This window comes from Micromonospora sp. MP36, assembly GCF_008119785.1.
Lineage (GTDB): Bacteria > Actinomycetota > Actinomycetes > Mycobacteriales > Micromonosporaceae > Micromonospora.
The window spans coordinates 55,238-71,948 of the sequence record NZ_VSFA01000024.1; the positions used below are offsets into that span (position 1 = coordinate 55,238).

General features: G+C 72.3%; 14 protein-coding genes. 13 read left to right on the forward strand and 1 reads right to left on the reverse strand.

Annotated elements, in window-relative coordinates; translation table 11 throughout:
- Positions 1-147 precede the first annotated feature (147 nt).
- The 12 genes from FXF52_RS18370 to FXF52_RS18425 all read left to right on the forward strand — a co-directional run bounded on the left by FXF52_RS18370 (position 148) and on the right by FXF52_RS18425 (position 14,985).
- On the forward strand, positions 148-1,509 hold the full coding sequence (locus tag FXF52_RS18370; protein ID WP_187413573.1) for a M14 family zinc carboxypeptidase: 1,362 nt from the start codon (positions 148-150) through the stop codon (positions 1,507-1,509).
- Between the two features lie 750 nt (positions 1,510-2,259).
- Positions 2,260-3,192: a glycosyltransferase family 2 protein gene (locus FXF52_RS18375; RefSeq protein WP_222870564.1), complete on the forward strand. Its 933-nt coding sequence runs from the start codon at positions 2,260-2,262 to the stop codon at positions 3,190-3,192.
- On the forward strand, positions 3,189-4,508 hold the full coding sequence (locus FXF52_RS18380) for a hypothetical protein (protein WP_148798148.1): 1,320 nt from the start codon (positions 3,189-3,191) through the stop codon (positions 4,506-4,508). Before FXF52_RS18375 ends, FXF52_RS18380 begins: the two co-directional genes overlap by 4 nt.
- Complete coding sequence (locus FXF52_RS18385; protein ID WP_148798150.1) at positions 4,505-5,620, forward strand: GNAT family N-acetyltransferase; 1,116 nt, start codon at positions 4,505-4,507, stop codon at positions 5,618-5,620. The genes FXF52_RS18380 and FXF52_RS18385 overlap by 4 nt, the downstream gene beginning before the upstream one ends.
- The gene (locus tag FXF52_RS18390) at positions 5,617-6,927 is read left to right on the forward strand and encodes a nucleotidyltransferase family protein (protein ID WP_148798152.1); all 1,311 of its coding nucleotides are present in this window, start codon (positions 5,617-5,619) and stop codon (positions 6,925-6,927) included. The genes FXF52_RS18385 and FXF52_RS18390 overlap by 4 nt, the downstream gene beginning before the upstream one ends.
- Positions 6,924-7,967, forward strand: a complete 1,044-nt coding sequence (locus FXF52_RS18395) for a phosphotransferase family protein (protein ID WP_148798154.1) — start codon at positions 6,924-6,926, stop codon at positions 7,965-7,967. The genes FXF52_RS18390 and FXF52_RS18395 overlap by 4 nt, the downstream gene beginning before the upstream one ends.
- Positions 7,968-8,019: 52 nt before the next feature.
- On the forward strand, positions 8,020-10,302 hold the full coding sequence (locus FXF52_RS18400; protein ID WP_222870565.1) for a glycosyltransferase family 2 protein: 2,283 nt from the start codon (positions 8,020-8,022) through the stop codon (positions 10,300-10,302).
- Complete coding sequence (locus FXF52_RS18405) at positions 10,299-11,117, forward strand: polysaccharide deacetylase family protein (protein WP_187413574.1); 819 nt, start codon at positions 10,299-10,301, stop codon at positions 11,115-11,117. The genes FXF52_RS18400 and FXF52_RS18405 overlap by 4 nt, the downstream gene beginning before the upstream one ends.
- A gap of 40 nt (positions 11,118-11,157) precedes the next feature.
- Entirely contained in the window at positions 11,158-12,501 is a 1,344-nt protein-coding gene (locus tag FXF52_RS18410) for a lipopolysaccharide biosynthesis protein (protein WP_148798159.1), read from the forward strand.
- The gene (locus FXF52_RS18415; protein WP_148798161.1) at positions 12,498-14,336 is read left to right on the forward strand and encodes a hypothetical protein; all 1,839 of its coding nucleotides are present in this window, start codon (positions 12,498-12,500) and stop codon (positions 14,334-14,336) included. The genes FXF52_RS18410 and FXF52_RS18415 overlap by 4 nt, the downstream gene beginning before the upstream one ends.
- A complete protein-coding gene (locus tag FXF52_RS18420) occupies positions 14,333-14,776 on the forward strand; it encodes a hypothetical protein (protein ID WP_148798163.1) in 444 nt (147 codons plus the stop codon). The genes FXF52_RS18415 and FXF52_RS18420 overlap by 4 nt, the downstream gene beginning before the upstream one ends.
- Positions 14,773-14,985, forward strand: coding sequence for a hypothetical protein (locus FXF52_RS18425; RefSeq protein ID WP_148798165.1), 213 nt, complete (start codon positions 14,773-14,775; stop codon positions 14,983-14,985). Before FXF52_RS18420 ends, FXF52_RS18425 begins: the two co-directional genes overlap by 4 nt.
- On the opposite strand, the gene FXF52_RS18430 is transcribed toward FXF52_RS18425, so the two are convergent.
- A complete protein-coding gene (locus FXF52_RS18430; protein ID WP_148798167.1) occupies positions 14,970-16,013 on the reverse strand; it encodes an NAD(P)/FAD-dependent oxidoreductase in 1,044 nt (347 codons plus the stop codon). The genes FXF52_RS18425 and FXF52_RS18430 overlap by 16 nt on opposite strands.
- 80 nt (positions 16,014-16,093) lie before the next feature.
- Between FXF52_RS18430 and FXF52_RS18435 the strand changes: the two genes are divergently transcribed.
- Entirely contained in the window at positions 16,094-16,711 is a 618-nt protein-coding gene (locus tag FXF52_RS18435; protein ID WP_148798169.1) for a helix-turn-helix domain-containing protein, read from the forward strand.

Sequence of the window (16,711 nt, forward strand, 5' to 3'; positions counted from 1 at the left end):
GGGTGTCGATACGGTCGCTTGATCTTGCCCTGGGGACGGCAGTCCGGGCCGCGGCGCCGAGCCTGGCGACCTGGCGGACGGAGGTGAGACGCCGGTCTCGCTCGCCCGCCCTTGTCCATGCAACGACAGCAAGGGGATGAATGCGAAATGTGGATCAACAAACCTGGCCGGCTTCCCTGGCGGGCGGTGCTGTCGGCGGCAGCCGCGGCATGTCTCGCCGGCGCTGGGCTCGCGGCCCCCGCCGCAGCCGCCCCGGTCGCCGCCATCGAGTCGGCGCTGCCGAGCGGCAACACCACCTACCGGACGCTGGCCGACTACGAGCGCGACATGGAGACGTTGGCGCGTGAGCATTCCGATCTGGTCAAGCCGCTGACGCTTCCGTACCCGACGTCGTCGGGCCGGCTGGTCCGCGGCATCGAGATCTCCCGCGACGTACGGAACAACGACGGCAAGCCGGTCTTCGTCACGGTCGGGATGCATCACGGCAACGAGTGGCCCAGCGGTGAACTGGTCATGGAGTACGCCGTCGATCTGGTGCGCAGCGCCTCCGCCGGCGATCCCTACGTCTCGTCCCTGCTGGACCGCGCCCGGCTCGTGGTCGTACCGGTCGTCAACGTGGACGGGTTCGTGCGCAACCGTCGGCAGACCGACACCAACGTCGACATGAACCGCAACTACGGGTTCGGCTGGCTGCCGATCTCGACGGGCGGCGCGGCGCCCTGGTCGGAGCCGGAGGCGCGGAACATCGAATGGCTGCTGTCAACCCGGCAGGCCACCACCTTCGTCACCCAGCACACGTGCATCCAGGTCGTCCTCTACCCTCCCCTGCAGCTGGCGGCCGGGCCGACCCAGGACGTGGCGCGGTTCGAGGATCTGGCGACCAGGATGGCCAAGCGCTACGGCCCGAATTACATCGCGCGCGACTCCGCCCACGACTACGAGACGACCGGTGAGGCGATCGACTGGGCCTACTTCGCCACCCGGGGGCTGGCGCTGACGGCCGAGACCTGCCCCGACCGGGGCGTCGCGAGGACATTCCAGACCCAGGTCACGGACGCCTACCCGGCCCACCGGTTGGCCATGTTCGAGGCGTTGGAGAACACCGCTGACCCGGCGCAGCATGCGGTCATCGAAGGCAAGGCACCCAAGGACGCGGTGCTGCGGATCAGAAAGTCCTTCGACATGTACACCCAGCCGTACCCGCAGCCGGACGGCACCACGCGGCCGAGCGGGTTCCCCACGACCCTGACCTCCGACCTGGACATCACCCGGCCGAACGGCAAGTTCCGCTGGTCGGTCAACCCGTCGTACCGGCCGGTGCCGCCGTACCAGGCCGACGGCGTGCACCCGAACCAGACCGGCTTCCACGCCGAGCCGTGGATCCTGACGTGCGAGCGGCCGGACGGCACGGTCCTGCAGCGGACGCCGGTGAACGTCGACCTGGGCCAGACGGTCACGGTCGACCTGCAGCAGTGCATCCGCAACTTCCACAAGAAGGACCCGAGGTAACACCCGCTGGACACGGTGCCGGCCGGTTCCGACGCAGCTCGGAGCCGGCCGGCACGCACTGATCGGGTACGGCAGGGCTGCCACCGCCACCAGCCCCTTACCGCCCTGCCCCACGAAAACGGTCTCACCAGGCAATATTGAATAGCATTGAATGCTGACCCCAAGTGCAGTTGAGCAGCATGTTCGAATCGGGGGGACACCGTCAGCGCCCTGCGCAGGAAAATGTAAAACCGCAGGTCAGAGCGGCAGCATTCAGGACAGTTCACGCTGGCGGTCGGCGCCGACCGCCCGCTCAGCACGTCGTTGATCACCCGTCGGCTGCGCGACCGCCGGCTCGGTGCCGGCGGCACCTTCACGGCGTCGCATCTCGCGGCGATCCCGTTTGCCAGCTTCGCGTGCACGACCGCGGCTCGTGCGGGCGCCACCAGAGTGGACATCAGCCGACCGTCCGACTCGGTCGGCCGCGCGGGCACCCCTCCTGACACGTCGTGCACAATCGACCTGATCCATCACATAGTTCCGGCGTGTTCCTCTTTGCGCCGTGTTAGCTTTTCCTCCAATTCATCTCGACCCAAACCAGACCGAATCGGCACAAACCGGACATTCGGCATTTAAGGGTCGATAGTGCTCACGCATTACGGGGGAAGAGGAGCTGATGGGAAGTAGATGGATTGCCACCGCCGGCCGCACAGGGGAGCCCGACTTCGCACCGCGGAGCGGCCGCACGACGCCGGCCAAGGAGGGGATCCGGTGACCCCGTACCGGGAGGGCATTGACACGCACGTCCCCAACCAGCCGTCCGAGCCGGCGCTCACCGCACCGTCCGGGCAGGGTGACCGGACACTGAGCATCCTGCGGATGCGGGAACGGCCCGCGGACGAGGCCGGAGTGGTCGACGCTGCTCCCGAGCGGCAGACCGTGAGCGTGGTCATCCCGACGCTCAACGAGGAGAAGAACATCGCATGGGTGCTCGAGCGCATGCCGCCGATCGTCGACGAGGTGCTCCTCGTCGATGGGCACTCGTCGGACCGTACGGTCGAGGTCGCCCGCGCCATCCGGCCGGACATCGTGGTGCTGACCCAGCACTGCCGAGGCAAGGGCGACGCGTTGCGGGTGGCGTTCGCCGCGGCCACCGGCGACCTGATCGTGATGATCGACGCCGACGGCAGCATGGATCCCGGCGAGATCCACCGCTTCGTCACCCCGCTCATGAACGGATACGACTTCGTCAAGGGCTCCCGATTCCTGGCCGGCGGCGGGTCGACCGACCTGACTCCGCTGCGCCGTAGCGGCAACCAGGTGCTGGTGCGGTTGACGAACAGCTTCTTCCTGGTCCGCTTCACCGCCCTGTGCTACGGCGTCCTGTCGTTCCGCCGTGACTGCCTGCCGGCGCTCGCCCTGACCGCACACGGCTTCGAGATCGAGACCGAACTCGTGGTCCACGCGCTGAAGGCGAACCTGCGCATCGCCGAGGTGCCGAGCAACGAACTCCCCCGCCGCTGCGGCATCTCCAACCTGCGTACCTTCCGGGACGGTCAGCGGGTGCTCCGGACCCTGATCAGGGAGCGGGTCGTACGGCGCCCTCGACCCGTGGTGGACCCGATCGACCACCGCGTGTTGCAGCGGTGGCAGCCCCCGACCGGCGAGTCGACCAGCCCGACCCTGAGCGAGGTGCCCCGATGAGGACGCGTTTCCGGCGGCGCGCCCGGGTGGCGCGCGGTGTCTACGCCCTCGCCCTGCTGCTGGGCCTACCGCTCGGCGTCGCACCCCTGCCCGGCGGGCTCGCCACACCGGCCAGGGCTGCTACCGGCGACATCGGCCACGTCGGTCCGTCCACCTCGGGTGACGGCTCGGCGGCGACCGGGGAGAAGCCGGAGAGCAAGCTGTGGTGGAACGACGGCGCCTGGTGGGCCGTGCTCTTCCACACCAGCAGCCAGACCCACCACATCTTCCGGCTGGACCGCTCCAGCCAGCAGTGGGTCGACACCGGAACCGTGGTCGACAACCGGCCGAAGACCCGCTCCGACGCGTTGTGGGACGGCACCCGGCTCTACGTCTCGTCACACGTGCGGGCCAGTTCCTCCGCGGACGCGGCCGCGGGCAACCCGGCCCGGCTCTACCGCTTCAGCTACCACGCCGCGACGAAGACCTACACCCGCGACACCGGCTTCCCGGTGCAGATCAGCAACTACTCCAGCGAGACCCTGACCATCGACAAGGACTCGACGGGCGTGCTCTGGGCGACCTGGACGCAGGGCTCGAAGGTCTACGCCAACAACACGACGGGCGGGGACGCAGTCTGGGGCACCCCGTTCGTACTCCCGGTCGACGCCGCCGCGGACCTGTCCAGCGACGACATCTCGTCGGTGGTGAGCTTCGGGGGCTCCCGGATCGGCGTGATGTGGAGCAACCAGCCGAGGTCCGCGGTGTACTTCGCCGAGCACGTCGACGGCGCGTCGCGCTCCACCTGGGGCGTCTCGCGTACGGCGGTCCAGGGTCCGAACAGCGCCGACGACCACATCAACCTCAAGGCGCTCGAGGCCGACGCCTCCGGACGGGTCTTCGCGGTCATCAAGACCAGCCTCGACGACGCCGGCGCCACGACCTCGGCGCCGCTGATCATGCTCCTCGCCCGGGACACGTCGACCGGCAACTGGTCCAGCTACCAGGTCGGGCGGATCAAGGACTGCCACACCCGGCCGGTCCTGCTGCTCGACTCCGAACATCAGATGCTGTACGTCTTCATGACCGCGCCGGACACCGGCTGCCCCTACACGGGCTACCCCGGCACGATCTTCATGAAGAGCTCCCCGATGGGCGGCATCGCCTTCCCCGACGGTCGCGGCACCCCGGTCATCAGGGACGCCCTCTCGCCCAACATGAACAACGTGACGAGCACCAAGCAAAGCGTCACCAGCGCCACCGGCATGGTCATCCTGGCCAGCAACGACGTCACCCAGCGCTACTGGCACGCCGACATCCCGCTGGGCTCGTCGTGAGCGCCGGGACCACCCTCAAGCCCCGCCTCGGACCGGCACCCGGCGACCCGCGACCGCTGCGGGTGACGAGTCCAGCCCCGGTCGACACGTGGGAGCAGGTGCTCGCCTCCGCGCCGAACGCACTGCCCAGCCAGACACCGACCTGGCTCCGCTGCGTGTGCACGGTCGAAGGCTACGAAGACGTCTCGCGGCTCTACGAGACCGTCGACGGAAGGCGCCTCGTCCTTCCGCTCGTACGACGCCCGGGACTCGGTCCGATCCTCGCGACGGACTTCGGACTCCCCGTCGGCTGGGGACCGGGCGGGCTGGTCTGCGACGGCGGCGAACTCCGCCCGGAGGACGTCCGCATGGTGGTCGCCGACCTGGCACAGCGGCACGTACTGAGCACCCTGGTCCGCCCCGACCCGGCGACGGCCGGGACGTGGGACGCGGTGGTGCCGGCGAGCGTGCTGCGCGAGGAGCGGATGACGCAGACGGTCTTCCTCGACGGCGGCTTCGACGAGGTCTGGCGCAAGCGGTTCCGCAGCGACACCCGCAACCGGATCCGCCGCGCGGAGCGGGCCGGCGTCCTCGTCGAGTGTGACGACACGGGCCGGCTGGTCCCAGCCTTCCATCGGCTCTACGGTGAGTCCGTCGACCGCTGGGCGCGGCGGGACCGGCTCCCGCTCCCGCTCGCCCGGCGGCTGGCGGCCCGCCGCGAGCCGCACCGAAAGCTGGAGACCGTCGCGGCCAGGCTCGGCTCCCGGTGCCGGATATACGCCGCGTACCACGAGGGACGACCGGTCGCCGCGATCGTCGTGCTACTCGGGGCGACGACCGCGATGTACTGGCGCGGCGCCATGCTGGAGAAGCTCGCCGGACCCGTCTACGCCAACTACCTACTGCACAAGACGGCGATCGCGGACGCGATCGAGGCCGGGTGCACGGCCTACAACATGGGCGACTCGGCACGGGTGTCCTCGTTGGAGCTGTTCAAGAGCCGCTTCGGTGCCGTCAGCCAGGACTACGCCAGCTACCGGATCGAGCGGGTGCCGATCACCCCGCTGGTCCAGCGCGCTCGGGGCGGCGTACGGCGGATCCTGGCGCTCCGACCGGTGCGGAGCAGTGCATGATCCGTACGCCGCCGGGCCCGCCGACGGCGGTGGCGGGCCGTCCCGAAGCGCCGCGGCCGGCGGAACCGGCCACGGCCGCCCACGGGCTCGCCCGGGGGGTGCTGGCCGGCCTCGACGAAGCCGGCGTCCGCTGGTGCCTGCTGCGCGGCGGCCCGGAGACGCTCATCGCCCCCGGAGACCTGGATCTCCTGGTCGCGCCGGCCGATCTCGCGCGGGCCGCGGCCGTCCTGGCGGAACACGGCCTGGTCCGGCTGGCCAGTCACGGCCGGGGCAGTCACCGCTTCTTCCTCGGGCTCGACCGGTCCACCAGTTCGTGGGTCGAACTCGACCTGGTGACGGAGCTTGCCTACGGCCGTCACTTCGAGGTGCACGCCCTCGCCGCCGACCAGTGCCTGGACCGCCGGGCACGCGAGGACGACGTGTGGGTGCTCGCGCCCGGCGACGAGTTCTGGGCGCTGCTGCTGCACTGTGTGCTCGACAAGGGCACGGTCGCCGACCACCATCTACGCCGGCTGCGACAGCTGGAGGACGACGCCACGCTCGACGGTCCACTCGCCCGGGCGCTACCGGACCGGGCGGCCCGGATGCTGCTGGCCTACTGGCGGGCCGGGCGCCCGGCGGCGCTGCCGGCCGTACGTCGGCGGCTGCTCGCCGCCTGCTGGTGGGCCCGTCCGGCCAGCGCGGCCGGCCGTCTCGTCGGCTCGGCCGTCCTGCGCTCGATTGAGCGGCCGTTGCAGGCGTGGAGCCGTCGCGGTGCCGCCGTCGCCCTGATCGGTCCCGACGGATCGGGCAAGTCGACCCTGGCCCAGGGCATCGAGTCGGCGTTCTACTTTCCGGTACGCCGCGTCTACATGGGGCTGTGGCCGTCGCACGAGGCACCGCGCAGCACCGCCGAGCAGGGCGTACGCATTCTGCTGCGCCCGTTCACCGTGTGGCGTCGCTACCTGGCGGCCGTGCGCCACCGGGCACTGGGCCGAATGGTGGTCTTCGACCGCTACGTCTACGACGCCCTGCTGCCGCCGCGCGGGCCGCTGGTCTGGCTCAAGCGGCCGTACTTCCAGCTGCTGAGCCGGCTCTGCCCGGCACCCGACGTGGTGCTGCTGCTGGACGTGCCAGGTTCGGTCATGCACCGCCGCTCCGGGGAGTACGACCCCGAGCACCTCGAGCGGGAACGCGAGCAGTACCGGCGGCTGCGCCGGCGTGTTCCGCACCTGGAGCGGGTGGACGCCGACCGGGCGCCGGAACTGGTGCTCGCCGACGCACTCGGCCGGATCTGGCGGCACTACGTCGAGCGGACGGCCCGGTGAGGGGCGCCGTGCAGTGGGCGCAGCCGGTCCTGCGGGACCGGCTGGCCTGCTGGCTGCACCGGCCCCAACGGAGCTGGACCGCCGCCGTGGCACCTCGCCTGGTCGCCCGGGCGACCGCCACCGACGACGCGCGGTGGCGGACCGAGTCCGTCGCCTTCACCAGCACGTCCGTCGCCGTGGCCACGGTAGGGGGCCGCGGGACCGACGGACGCTTCATGGTCAAGGTGCCGTGGACCGACCGGGCCGTCGAGGGCCTGCGGCGCCAGGCCGCGGTGCTCGACTTGCTGTGGACGCACCCGCGTCTGCCCGGCCTGCGCCCGCTCCTGCCGTACTGCGCGGCGCAGGGAGATGTCGAGGGGCGCTACTACTGCGTCGAGGGGGCGCTGCGGGGCACTCCGGCGAGCGGGATGATGCTGCGGCGTGCCCGGCGAGCCGCGCTGCTCGCCTCTGCCAGCCGGGTCATCCGCGACCTCCACCGGCGCACTCGGGAACGGACCCTGTTGGACCGGGCCGCGGTGGCGGAGTGGGTGGACGTCCCGCTCCGGCGGCTGGAGGCGTTCGCCGCCACCCGCCCGCGAGGTGCCCGGTTCCTCGACACGGTCTGGCGACTACGGGAGGAACTCGTCCTCGCCCTCGTCGGCCGCACCGTGCACACCTCCTGGATCCACGGCGACCTCTGGCCCGGCAACCTGCTGGCCACCTCCCCGGACGGCCAGGTGACCGGGATCGTCGACTGGGACCAGGCTTCGGCCCGCCAACTCCCCCTGCACGACCTGCTGCACCTGCACGTCCTCGCCCGTCGGCTGGCCCGCGGCGACGAACTCGGCGAGATCGTCGTCGAGGCACTGCGGCACGGCATCGACCGGGCGCTCGACGTCCCCGCCGACGAGGCGGCCGACTGGCTAGACGGCATCCCGCCCCGACCGGCCCTGCTCCTCTACTGGCTACGCCACATCCTGCTCTTCATCGACTCGGAAGGTGACCATGACGATCCACGCTGGATCCGCGGCAACGTCGAACGCGTCCTCGCCAGCGTCTGAGCCGGTCGCCGTCCTGGATCAGGCGCCGGCCGGGCCCGGCTCAGCCCCGACCGTGACCGTGACCGTGGTCGTCTGCGTCTACACCGAGCGGCGGTGGCCACAGATCGTCCGGGCGGTCCGCTCCGTGCTGACGCAGGACGCACCGGCGGCACAGGTCGTCGTGGTCGTCGACCACAACCCGGCGCTGCTGGACCGGGTACGGGCCTCGTTCCCCGAGCTGACCGTCGTGCCGAACACCGGCCCGCGCGGCCTCTCGGCGGCCCGCAACACCGGGCTGGCCCGGGCGACCGGCGAGATCGTGGCCTTCCTCGACGACGACGCCGAAGCGGAGCCCAACTGGCTGGCCCGGCTGCTGCCGCACTACGGGGACGAGCGGGTGCTCGCCGTCGGCGGCCACGCCGTACCGGCCTGGGAGGAGGAACGGCCGCGCTGGCTGCCCCCCGAGTTCGACTGGGTGGTCGGGTGCAGCTTCACCGGCCAGCCCACGGAGGTCGCCCCCGTACGAAACGTCATCGGCTGCAACATGTCCTTCCGCCGGTCGGTCCTGGATCGCACCACCGGCTTCGACCCGGCGCTCGGTCGGGTCGGCCGGACGCCGGTCGGCTGCGAGGAGACGGAACTCTGCATCCGGATCAGGCAGCTCGAACCGGACGGCGTGGTGCTCTACGAGCCCGCGGCCCTGGTCCGGCACCGGGTGACCGTCGACCGGGCGACGTGGCGCTACTTCCGGCAGCGCTGCTTCTCCGAGGGGCGGTCCAAGGCGGTCGTCGCCCGGCTGGTCGGCAGCGACGCCGGGCTTGCCACGGAGCGCACCTACACCCGCCGTACCCTGCCCGCCGGGATACGCCGCGGCCTGCGCCAGGTCCGTGCCGGCGACCGCGCCGGGCTGCTGCGCTCCGGCGCGATCGTCGCCGGGCTGCTGGTGACCGCCGCGGGCTACCTCTCGGCCCTGGCCCTGCGCGCCTCTCAGGCGGTCGGCGAGCCGGTGCCCCGGCGGCGGGTGGATCCGGCGCCGGTACGGGTGCTCACCGTCGAGCTCGCCGAGGGGGTGCCCGAGATCCCCGACACGGGCGGGCCGGAGGGCGTCCGGTACGGCGCGGCGCAGGTCCTGGTCCGGCTGCACGGGGAGCCGCTCGGGCTGGTCGACGTCGCGCTGCCGGCCGGCGGGCTGACCGCGCCGGCGCTCACCGCCGCGATCCGGGACCACCTCGCCACGGCGATCGACGCGCACCTGCGACGCGACGGCCTGCCCGCGCTCGACGCCCGCCCGGACGGGGGGACCGACGACGCCGGGACAACGACCGTCGCCGAAGGGGCCGCTCTCGCCGGGTCCTGTCCGTCCCGCCCACCGGCGGCGCACGCCCCGTTCGTCAGCGTGGTCGTGCCCACGTGTGGCCGCACGCCGCTCTTCGAGTCCACCCTCGACACGCTCGCCGCGCTCGACTACCCCCACTTCGAGATCGTCGTGGTGGACAACGCGCCGCAGGTCACCGACACGGCGCGGATCGTCGCCAGTCGCTCCGCCGCCGATCCCCGGCTCCGCTACACGAGTGAACCGCGACCCGGCGTCGCCCAGGCCCGCAACCGAGGGCTGGCCGAGGCGCGGGGCGAGATCGTGGCCTTCGCCGACGATGACCTCATCCTCGACCGGGGGTGGCTGCGCGGCCTCGTCGAGGGCTTCATCGACGAGGACGTGGCCGGGGTGACCGGTCAGATCCTCGCCCGGGAACTCGACACGCCGGCGCAGATCTGGCTGGAGCAGTACGGCGGTTACGGCAAGGGCTGCCAGCGGCGGAGGTTCGACCGGTCCGGGGTTGCCGCGATCGAGGCGGGGGGCGCACGTCGCGTCGACCTGCCACCGCGGTCGCTCCACCCGTACCTGCCCGGGTCGTACGGCTCCGGCGCCAACATGGCCTTCCGCACCGACGCGCTGCGCCGGCTGGGCGGCTTCGATCCGCGGCTGCGCAGCGGAGAGGACATCGACCTGCTGCTGCGTACGGTGCTCGCCGGGCACGCGCTGACCTACGAGCCGGGGGCCATCGCCTGGCACACGCACCGACGGGAGCTGCGGGCGCTGCGACGGACCATGTACCAGTACGGGGTCGGCCTCGGCACCGTCCTGACGAAATGCCTGGCGAGCGACCCCACCGCCCGACGCGAGCTGCTGCGGCGGCTGCCCCGCGGCATCGCCTACGCCCTGGCACCCGGGTCGGCGAAGAACAACCGGAAGCAGCAGGGCTATCCCGCCTCGCTGACCGCCCTCGAGCTGTGCGGACTGGCGCTCGGGCCGGTCCACTACGCCGCCGCGGCCCGAGCTGGAAGGAGCCGCAGGTGAACCGTTCACCGAAGACGGTCGTCCCCGTCCTCTGCTACCACAGCATCGGCGACGTGCCGCGAGACAACACGCTGCGCTGGTCGGTGTCGCCGGGCGACTTCGACGAGCAGCTGGCGCTGATCCAGGAGAGCGGGCGCACGCCGATGACGGTGAGCGGCTACGCGGCCGTCCTGCGCGGGCTGGCCCCGCTGCCGCCGCGACCCGTGCTGATCACCTTCGACGACGGATTCCCCGACCTCGCCGAGACCGCACTGCCGGTGCTGCGCCGGCACCGGCTCACCGCTACCGCGTACGTCATCGCCGCGCGGGTGGGCACGGCGCCGTCGCCGGACCGGGACCCGTCACTCGACTGGGACCAACTCCGTGAGCTGCACGCGCACGGGGTGGAGATCGGGTCGCACAGCCGGAGCCACCGCGCGCTCGACTGTCTACGCCATACCGAGCTGCACCAGGAGGCGGCGGGAAGCCGACGGTTGCTGGAGGACGGGATGGGGACGCCGGTCCGGTCGTTCGCCTATCCGTACGGCTACCACAGCCTCGCCGTGCGGAGCGCGGTGCGGGCCGCCGGCTACTCCTCCGCCTGCGGAGTCAAGAACGCGCTGAGCCACCCGAACGATGACGTCTTCGCCATCGCCCGGGTGCTGATCGAACGGGACACCGGCGTCGCCGGGATCGGGGCTCTGCTCGACGGCACCGGTTGGCCGCTGGCCTGGCGCGGCGAGCGGTTGCGCACGCGAGGCTGGCGCGCGTACCGACGGGCCCGCCACCTCGTCGCGCACAGCGCACCGCCGTGGCCGAGCCAGCCGACCTCGTGATGTCAGGGAGAGCACCAGCGACCGGAGGAGGGGTGACCGGGTGAGCACCCAGCATGCGGGGACCGCGGACGCACCGGTCGACCGCTCCGCTCCCGGCGTCGGCGCCGTCGCCGAGCCGATCGGCGTACGGCTGCGCCAGCACCTGCGCGACCCGCTGAACAGCAACGTCTACGCGTTGATGCTCAACACGGCGGTGAGCTCGCTGCTCGGCATCGCGTACTGGGCGCTCGCCGCCCGCCTCTACTCGCCGGCCGAGCTCGGCGTCGGGGCGGCGATGGTGTCCACGATGACGTTTCTGAGCAACCTCGCCCAGCTCAATCTGAACGGCGCCGTCGCCCGCTTCCTGCCTGCCGCGGCCGGGCAGGGCAGCCGGCTGGTCGGGTACGCCTACCTGGTCACCTGTCTCGCGGCGCTCGCCCTGAGCAGCGGTTTCCTGCTGCTCGCTCCCATGGTCACCGACCGGCTCGATTTCCTGCACGGCACTCCCCTGCTCGCCGTGGCGTTCGCCCTCTCCGTCGCGTGCTGGTGCGTCTTCACCCTGCAGGACAGCGTGCTGACCGCCCTGCGCGGTGTCGTCTGGGTCCCCGTCGAGAACACCGCCTACGGGCTCGCCAAGATCGGGCTGCTGGTGCTGCTCGCCGGCGCCGTACCGAGCCTGGGCATCTTCATCTCGTGGAACCTGGCGGTCGTCGCGGCACTCATCCCCGTCAACGTGCTGGTCTTCCGGCGGCTGCTGCCCCGGCAACGGGCACGCCGCGCCGAAGCGGCGCTGCCGGACCGACGGGTACTCGCCCGGTTCGTGGCGCTGGACTACGTCGGATACCTGTTCATGCAGGCCGGCACCAACGCCCTGCCGTTGATCGTGACCGCCCGGCTGGGCGCGGAGGCCAACGGCCTCTTCTACGTGGCGTGGCTGCTCGGCGGCTCCCTGGAGCTGGTGGCGTACCACTTCGGCACCTCGCTGACCGTGGAGGCCGCCGCCCACGAAGCGCGGCTCGCGGCGTACGCGCGGCAGGTGCTGCGCCGGGGCCTGCTCCTCTTCGTCCCGGCGGTCGTCCTGCTCTGCGTGTCGGCGCCGCTGCTGCTGACCCTGTTCGGCAGCGGTTACGCCGCCACCGGCTCGGACACCCTGCGGCTCTTCGCCGTCGCGGTGCTGCCCAAGCTGGTGCTGACCGTGTTCATCGCGGCGTCCCGGGTGCAACGCCGAGTGGGCCGGATCATCGCCGTGCACGCGGCCACGAGCGGCCTGGTGGTGGCGCTGGCGCTGGTCGCGATGCCCGAGATCGGGGTCGTCGGGGTCGGCGTCGCGTACCTCACCGGGCAGGTCGTGGTGATGGCTGCCGTCCTGCCGTCGCTGACGCGGCTGCTGCGGAGCGCCTCGTGAGCGGCCGCGCGGCCCTCCTGGCCACCCCGACCGCAGCCGGTCAGCGGATCCGGAACGGCCTGCTCGCCGGCACCGACTGGGCTGCGCCCGCAGCGGCGCTCACGCTCGGGGTCTGGGCCCTGCGGCGGGGGGACGCCGCCGACATCGGGTCGCTCGGCCTGGTCACCGCGCTCCGCCCCGAGCTGTACGTCGCGCTGGCCCTGTTGACCGCGAGCTTCCTCCGCGGCGTCTTCCGCACCCGCCCGGCTTCCGACGCCCTGCTCGCCGCGCACGTGGTGGTGCTCGTCATCCTGCTCTTCGGCGCGGCGCCGATCATCGAGCCATTGCCGCGCGTGATCTCGGGCTGGCTGCACGTCGGCTTCGCCGACTACATCGCCCGTACCGGGGAGACGTTGCCGGACCTGGACGCCCGCTTCAGCTGGCCCGGATTCTTCGCCCTGACGGCCATGGCGACGCGGGCGGCCGGGATGCCGGACGCCATGCCGCTGCTCGCCTGGGCGCCGGTGGGGTTCAACCTGCTCTACGGCGTCGCGCTGTTCCGGCTGGCCCGGCTGATGTCGACCGACGCGCGGGCGGCGTGGCTCGCCCTCTGGCTGTTCTTCCCGGCCAACTGGGTGGGGCAGGACTACTTCGGCCCCCAGGCGATGAACTACCTGTTCTACCTGGTCCTGCTGATGGTGCTGCTGCGCTGGTTCGGCCCGAGCGGGCACGGCGACCCGGGCCGCGAGCGGTCCCCGTGGAGTCCGGTCGGCCTGCTGCTGCGCCTGCTCCGGCTCCCGCCGCGGCCGCTGCTGCTCGAACCGGTGGCCGATCAGGCCAGCCCGGCGTCGCTGGCCGGTCTGGTTACGCTGGTCCTCGCGGTCTTCGCGGCCAGCACCGTGAGCCACCAGCTCACCCCGATAGCGATCGTGGTCAGCGTCGGTGCGCTGGTGCTGGTCCGCCGCTGCACGCTCCGTACGCTGCCGGTCCTGCTCGCCGTCGTGCTGATGGCCTACATCAGCTACGGCGCCGTCGCGTACTGGGCGGGGCACCTGGACGACATGTTCGGCTCCTTCGGCAATGTCGGCGGCACCATCAACGACGGGGCGGTCGAACGGGTACGCGGCGACGCGGGGCACCAGTTGGTGGTGCTCCTGCGGGTCGTCCTCGCGGTGACGGTGTGGGGGCTGGCGGCCATCGGCGCGTGGCGACGAATGCGCCGGGGACAGGCCGGCCTGGGGCTGCTGGTGCTCGCCGGTGCACCGTTCCTCCTGCTCGGGATGCAGAGCTACGGCGGCGAGATCTTCCTCCGGGTGTACGCCTTCGCCCTGCCGTTCATGGCGATCCTCCTGGCCGCGCTGCTGGTCCCGGTGTGGCCGGCGCGGCGTCGCGTCCCCGCGGCTCTCGCGGCGGGCGCGCTGAGCGCCGTCCTCATCGGCGCCTTCTTCGTCGCCCGATACGGCAACGACGCCTTCGAGCAGGTACGCCCGGGTGATCATCGGGCCGTGGAGTGGCTCTACGCGCACGCCCCGGCGGACGCCACGTTCGTCTCGGTGACCTCCAACGTCCCCTGGCGGGCGAAGAGCGTCGAACGGTACCAGTACCGACCCCTCGGCCAGGACCTCGGGCCGACGACGGTCCCCGCCATCGAGGCGGAGATGCGGAGCAACCCGAAGGGCGCATATCTGATCATGACGAAGGGGCAGTTCGTCTTCGCGCAGTCGTTCCTGGGCAAGCCGCGGGGCTGGGGCGAGGACCTGGAACGCCAGGTGGTCGACTCAGGACGGTTTCGGCTCGTCTACCGGAATCCCGAGGCGAGGGTCTACGTCCTGGGCAGCGAAGGGGGCGGCCGATGACCCAGATCGTCCGGACCGCCATCGACGCCGAACCAGGTTTTCCCGGCCAACAGGCCTCTCCCTCGCTGCCGGACCTCCCTTCCGGTACGCCATGGCCGGCGTTGGCGACGCTCGTCGCCGGCGACGCCGTTCTCGCTCTTGTCCTCTGGGACGTGCCGGGCATCCTGCGGGCCGTCGCCGTCCTCGGCTACCTCGCCGTGGCGCCGGGACTGGCCTGCGCGAGGCTGATCCGGATACCGGACGGCCTCACCCGGTTCGTCGTCGGCGTCGCGCTCAGCCTCGCCCTCGGCGTCCTGGTCGCTCAGGGGATGATCCACCTGCACCTGTGGTCGCCGCTACTCGGGATCGTCACCCTCACCGCGATCGCGTCGCTGGCCGCCCTGATCGAGCTGGGCCGCGACGTGCTGCAGCACCACCGGAGACGATGGGACGCGGAATGACCGACACCCTCCTCAGCGTGGCCCGGTCCGGGCCGGTCCAGGCGGCCGTGCTCACCCTGCTCATGGTGGCGCTCATCGCCCGGATCATGGTGCAGCTCACCGCGCGGCCGGCGCGGCCGACGCTCCTCTGGACGCTCGACATGGCGGCCACCCCGCTGCTCGTCGCGTTCGTCATCGTCCTCCTACAGCGGTTTCATGACCTGAGCTGACCGTGGTCCGCCAGGCCGTGGCGGCGGTCGCCCGTCACCAGCTCACTGATCCGCGCCTCCGACGCGGCCGAGAAGGGGTCCCGGTGGGCGGCCACCGCCTGCCGGGTCTCCTCGGCGACCAGGTCGGCGTTGATCTGGGCGCCCGCGCCCGCGCCGGCCGCCGCGGCGGCGCCGACCTGGGCGGCCGGGTCGGTGACGTTGCCCGCGACCCACACCCCGGGCACCTCGGTACGGCCGGTCGCGTCGGCCGGGATGTGCTCACCGACCCCCGCCGGGTGTGCCGCCGGCTGCAGCCCGAGCGCCGCCAGGAAGCCGCCGCGCGCCACCATCCGGGGCGCGACGACCAGCGCGTCCCGGTCGACCACCGTGCCGTCGCGGAGCCGTACGCCCACGACGCGGTCCTCGGCGATCTCCAGGGACGCCACCTCGCCGGCCACCACCCGGATCCCGCGGGCGGCCAGCTGCTCCGCCTCCTCGTCGCCGGGCGGCGGCATGGTGTGGGTGAAGAACGTGACATCAGCGCTCCACTGGCGGAACAGCAACGCCTGGTGCACCGACATCGGCCCGGTGGCCAGCACCCCGATCGCCTGGTCCTGGACCTCCCAGCCGTGGCAGTACGGGCAGTGGAGCACGTCCCGGCCCCACCGAGCGCGCAGTCCCGGCAGGTCGGGCAGCTCGTCCACCAGCCCGGTGGCCACCAGCAACCGGCGCGCCCGTACCGCCCGGCCGTCGGTCAGCGCCACCACGAACCCGTCGCCGGCGCGCGTCGCGGCGGCGACCTCGCCGGGCACCACGTGGCCGCCGTAGTCGCGGACCTCCGCCCGGCCGCGCTCCAACAGCTCGGCCGGGGGCATCCCGTCGCGGGCCAGCAGCCCGTGCACCCCGTCGGCCGGGGCGTTGCGCGGGGCGCCACCGTCGATCACCACCACCGACCGGCGCGCCCGGGCCAGCATCAGCGCCCCGCTCAACCCCGCGGCGCCACCGCCGACCACCACCACGTCGTAGCTCTCCCTGAGCTGCTCGGTCATCCTGACCACCTCCGAGGGCAACCATCCGGGCGGCACGCGAAACTGGCAACCTTTGTTGCTGATCTGGCAAACTAGGGCACATGTCCGACGACCTCGACCAGGCGCTCGACGCGGTCGGCCCCCGGCTCCGCGCGCTGCGCCGGCAGCGCGACACCACCCTCGCCGAACTGTCGGCCGCCACCGGCATCTCGGTGAGCACCCTGTCCCGGCTGGAATCCGGCACCCGCCGGCCGACCCTGGAGCTCCTGCTCCCCCTGGCCCGGGCCCACGACGTCACCCTCGACGAACTCGTCGGCGCCCCACCCACCGGGGACCCGCGCATCCACCTGCGCCCGGTCACCCGCCACGGCATGACCATGCTGCCGCTGACCCGCCGGGCCGGCGGCATCCAGGCGTACAAGCTGGTGATCCCGGCCGACGGGCGGCGGAGCGAACCCAACCCGCAGACCCACGAGGGCTACGAATGGCTGTACGTCCTCAACGGGCGGCTGCGGCTCGTCCTCGGCGACCACGACCTGGTGCTCTCCCCCGGCGAGGCGGCCGAGTTCGACACCCGCGTACCGCACTGGTTCGGCGCCGCCGACGCCGAACCGGTCGAGTTCCTCAGCCTGTTCGGCCGGCAGGGCGAACGCCTGCACCTCCGTGCCCGCCCCGCCGGCTCCTCGCGGCCGTCCGCGTCGGGCAGCAGCGACGGGTGA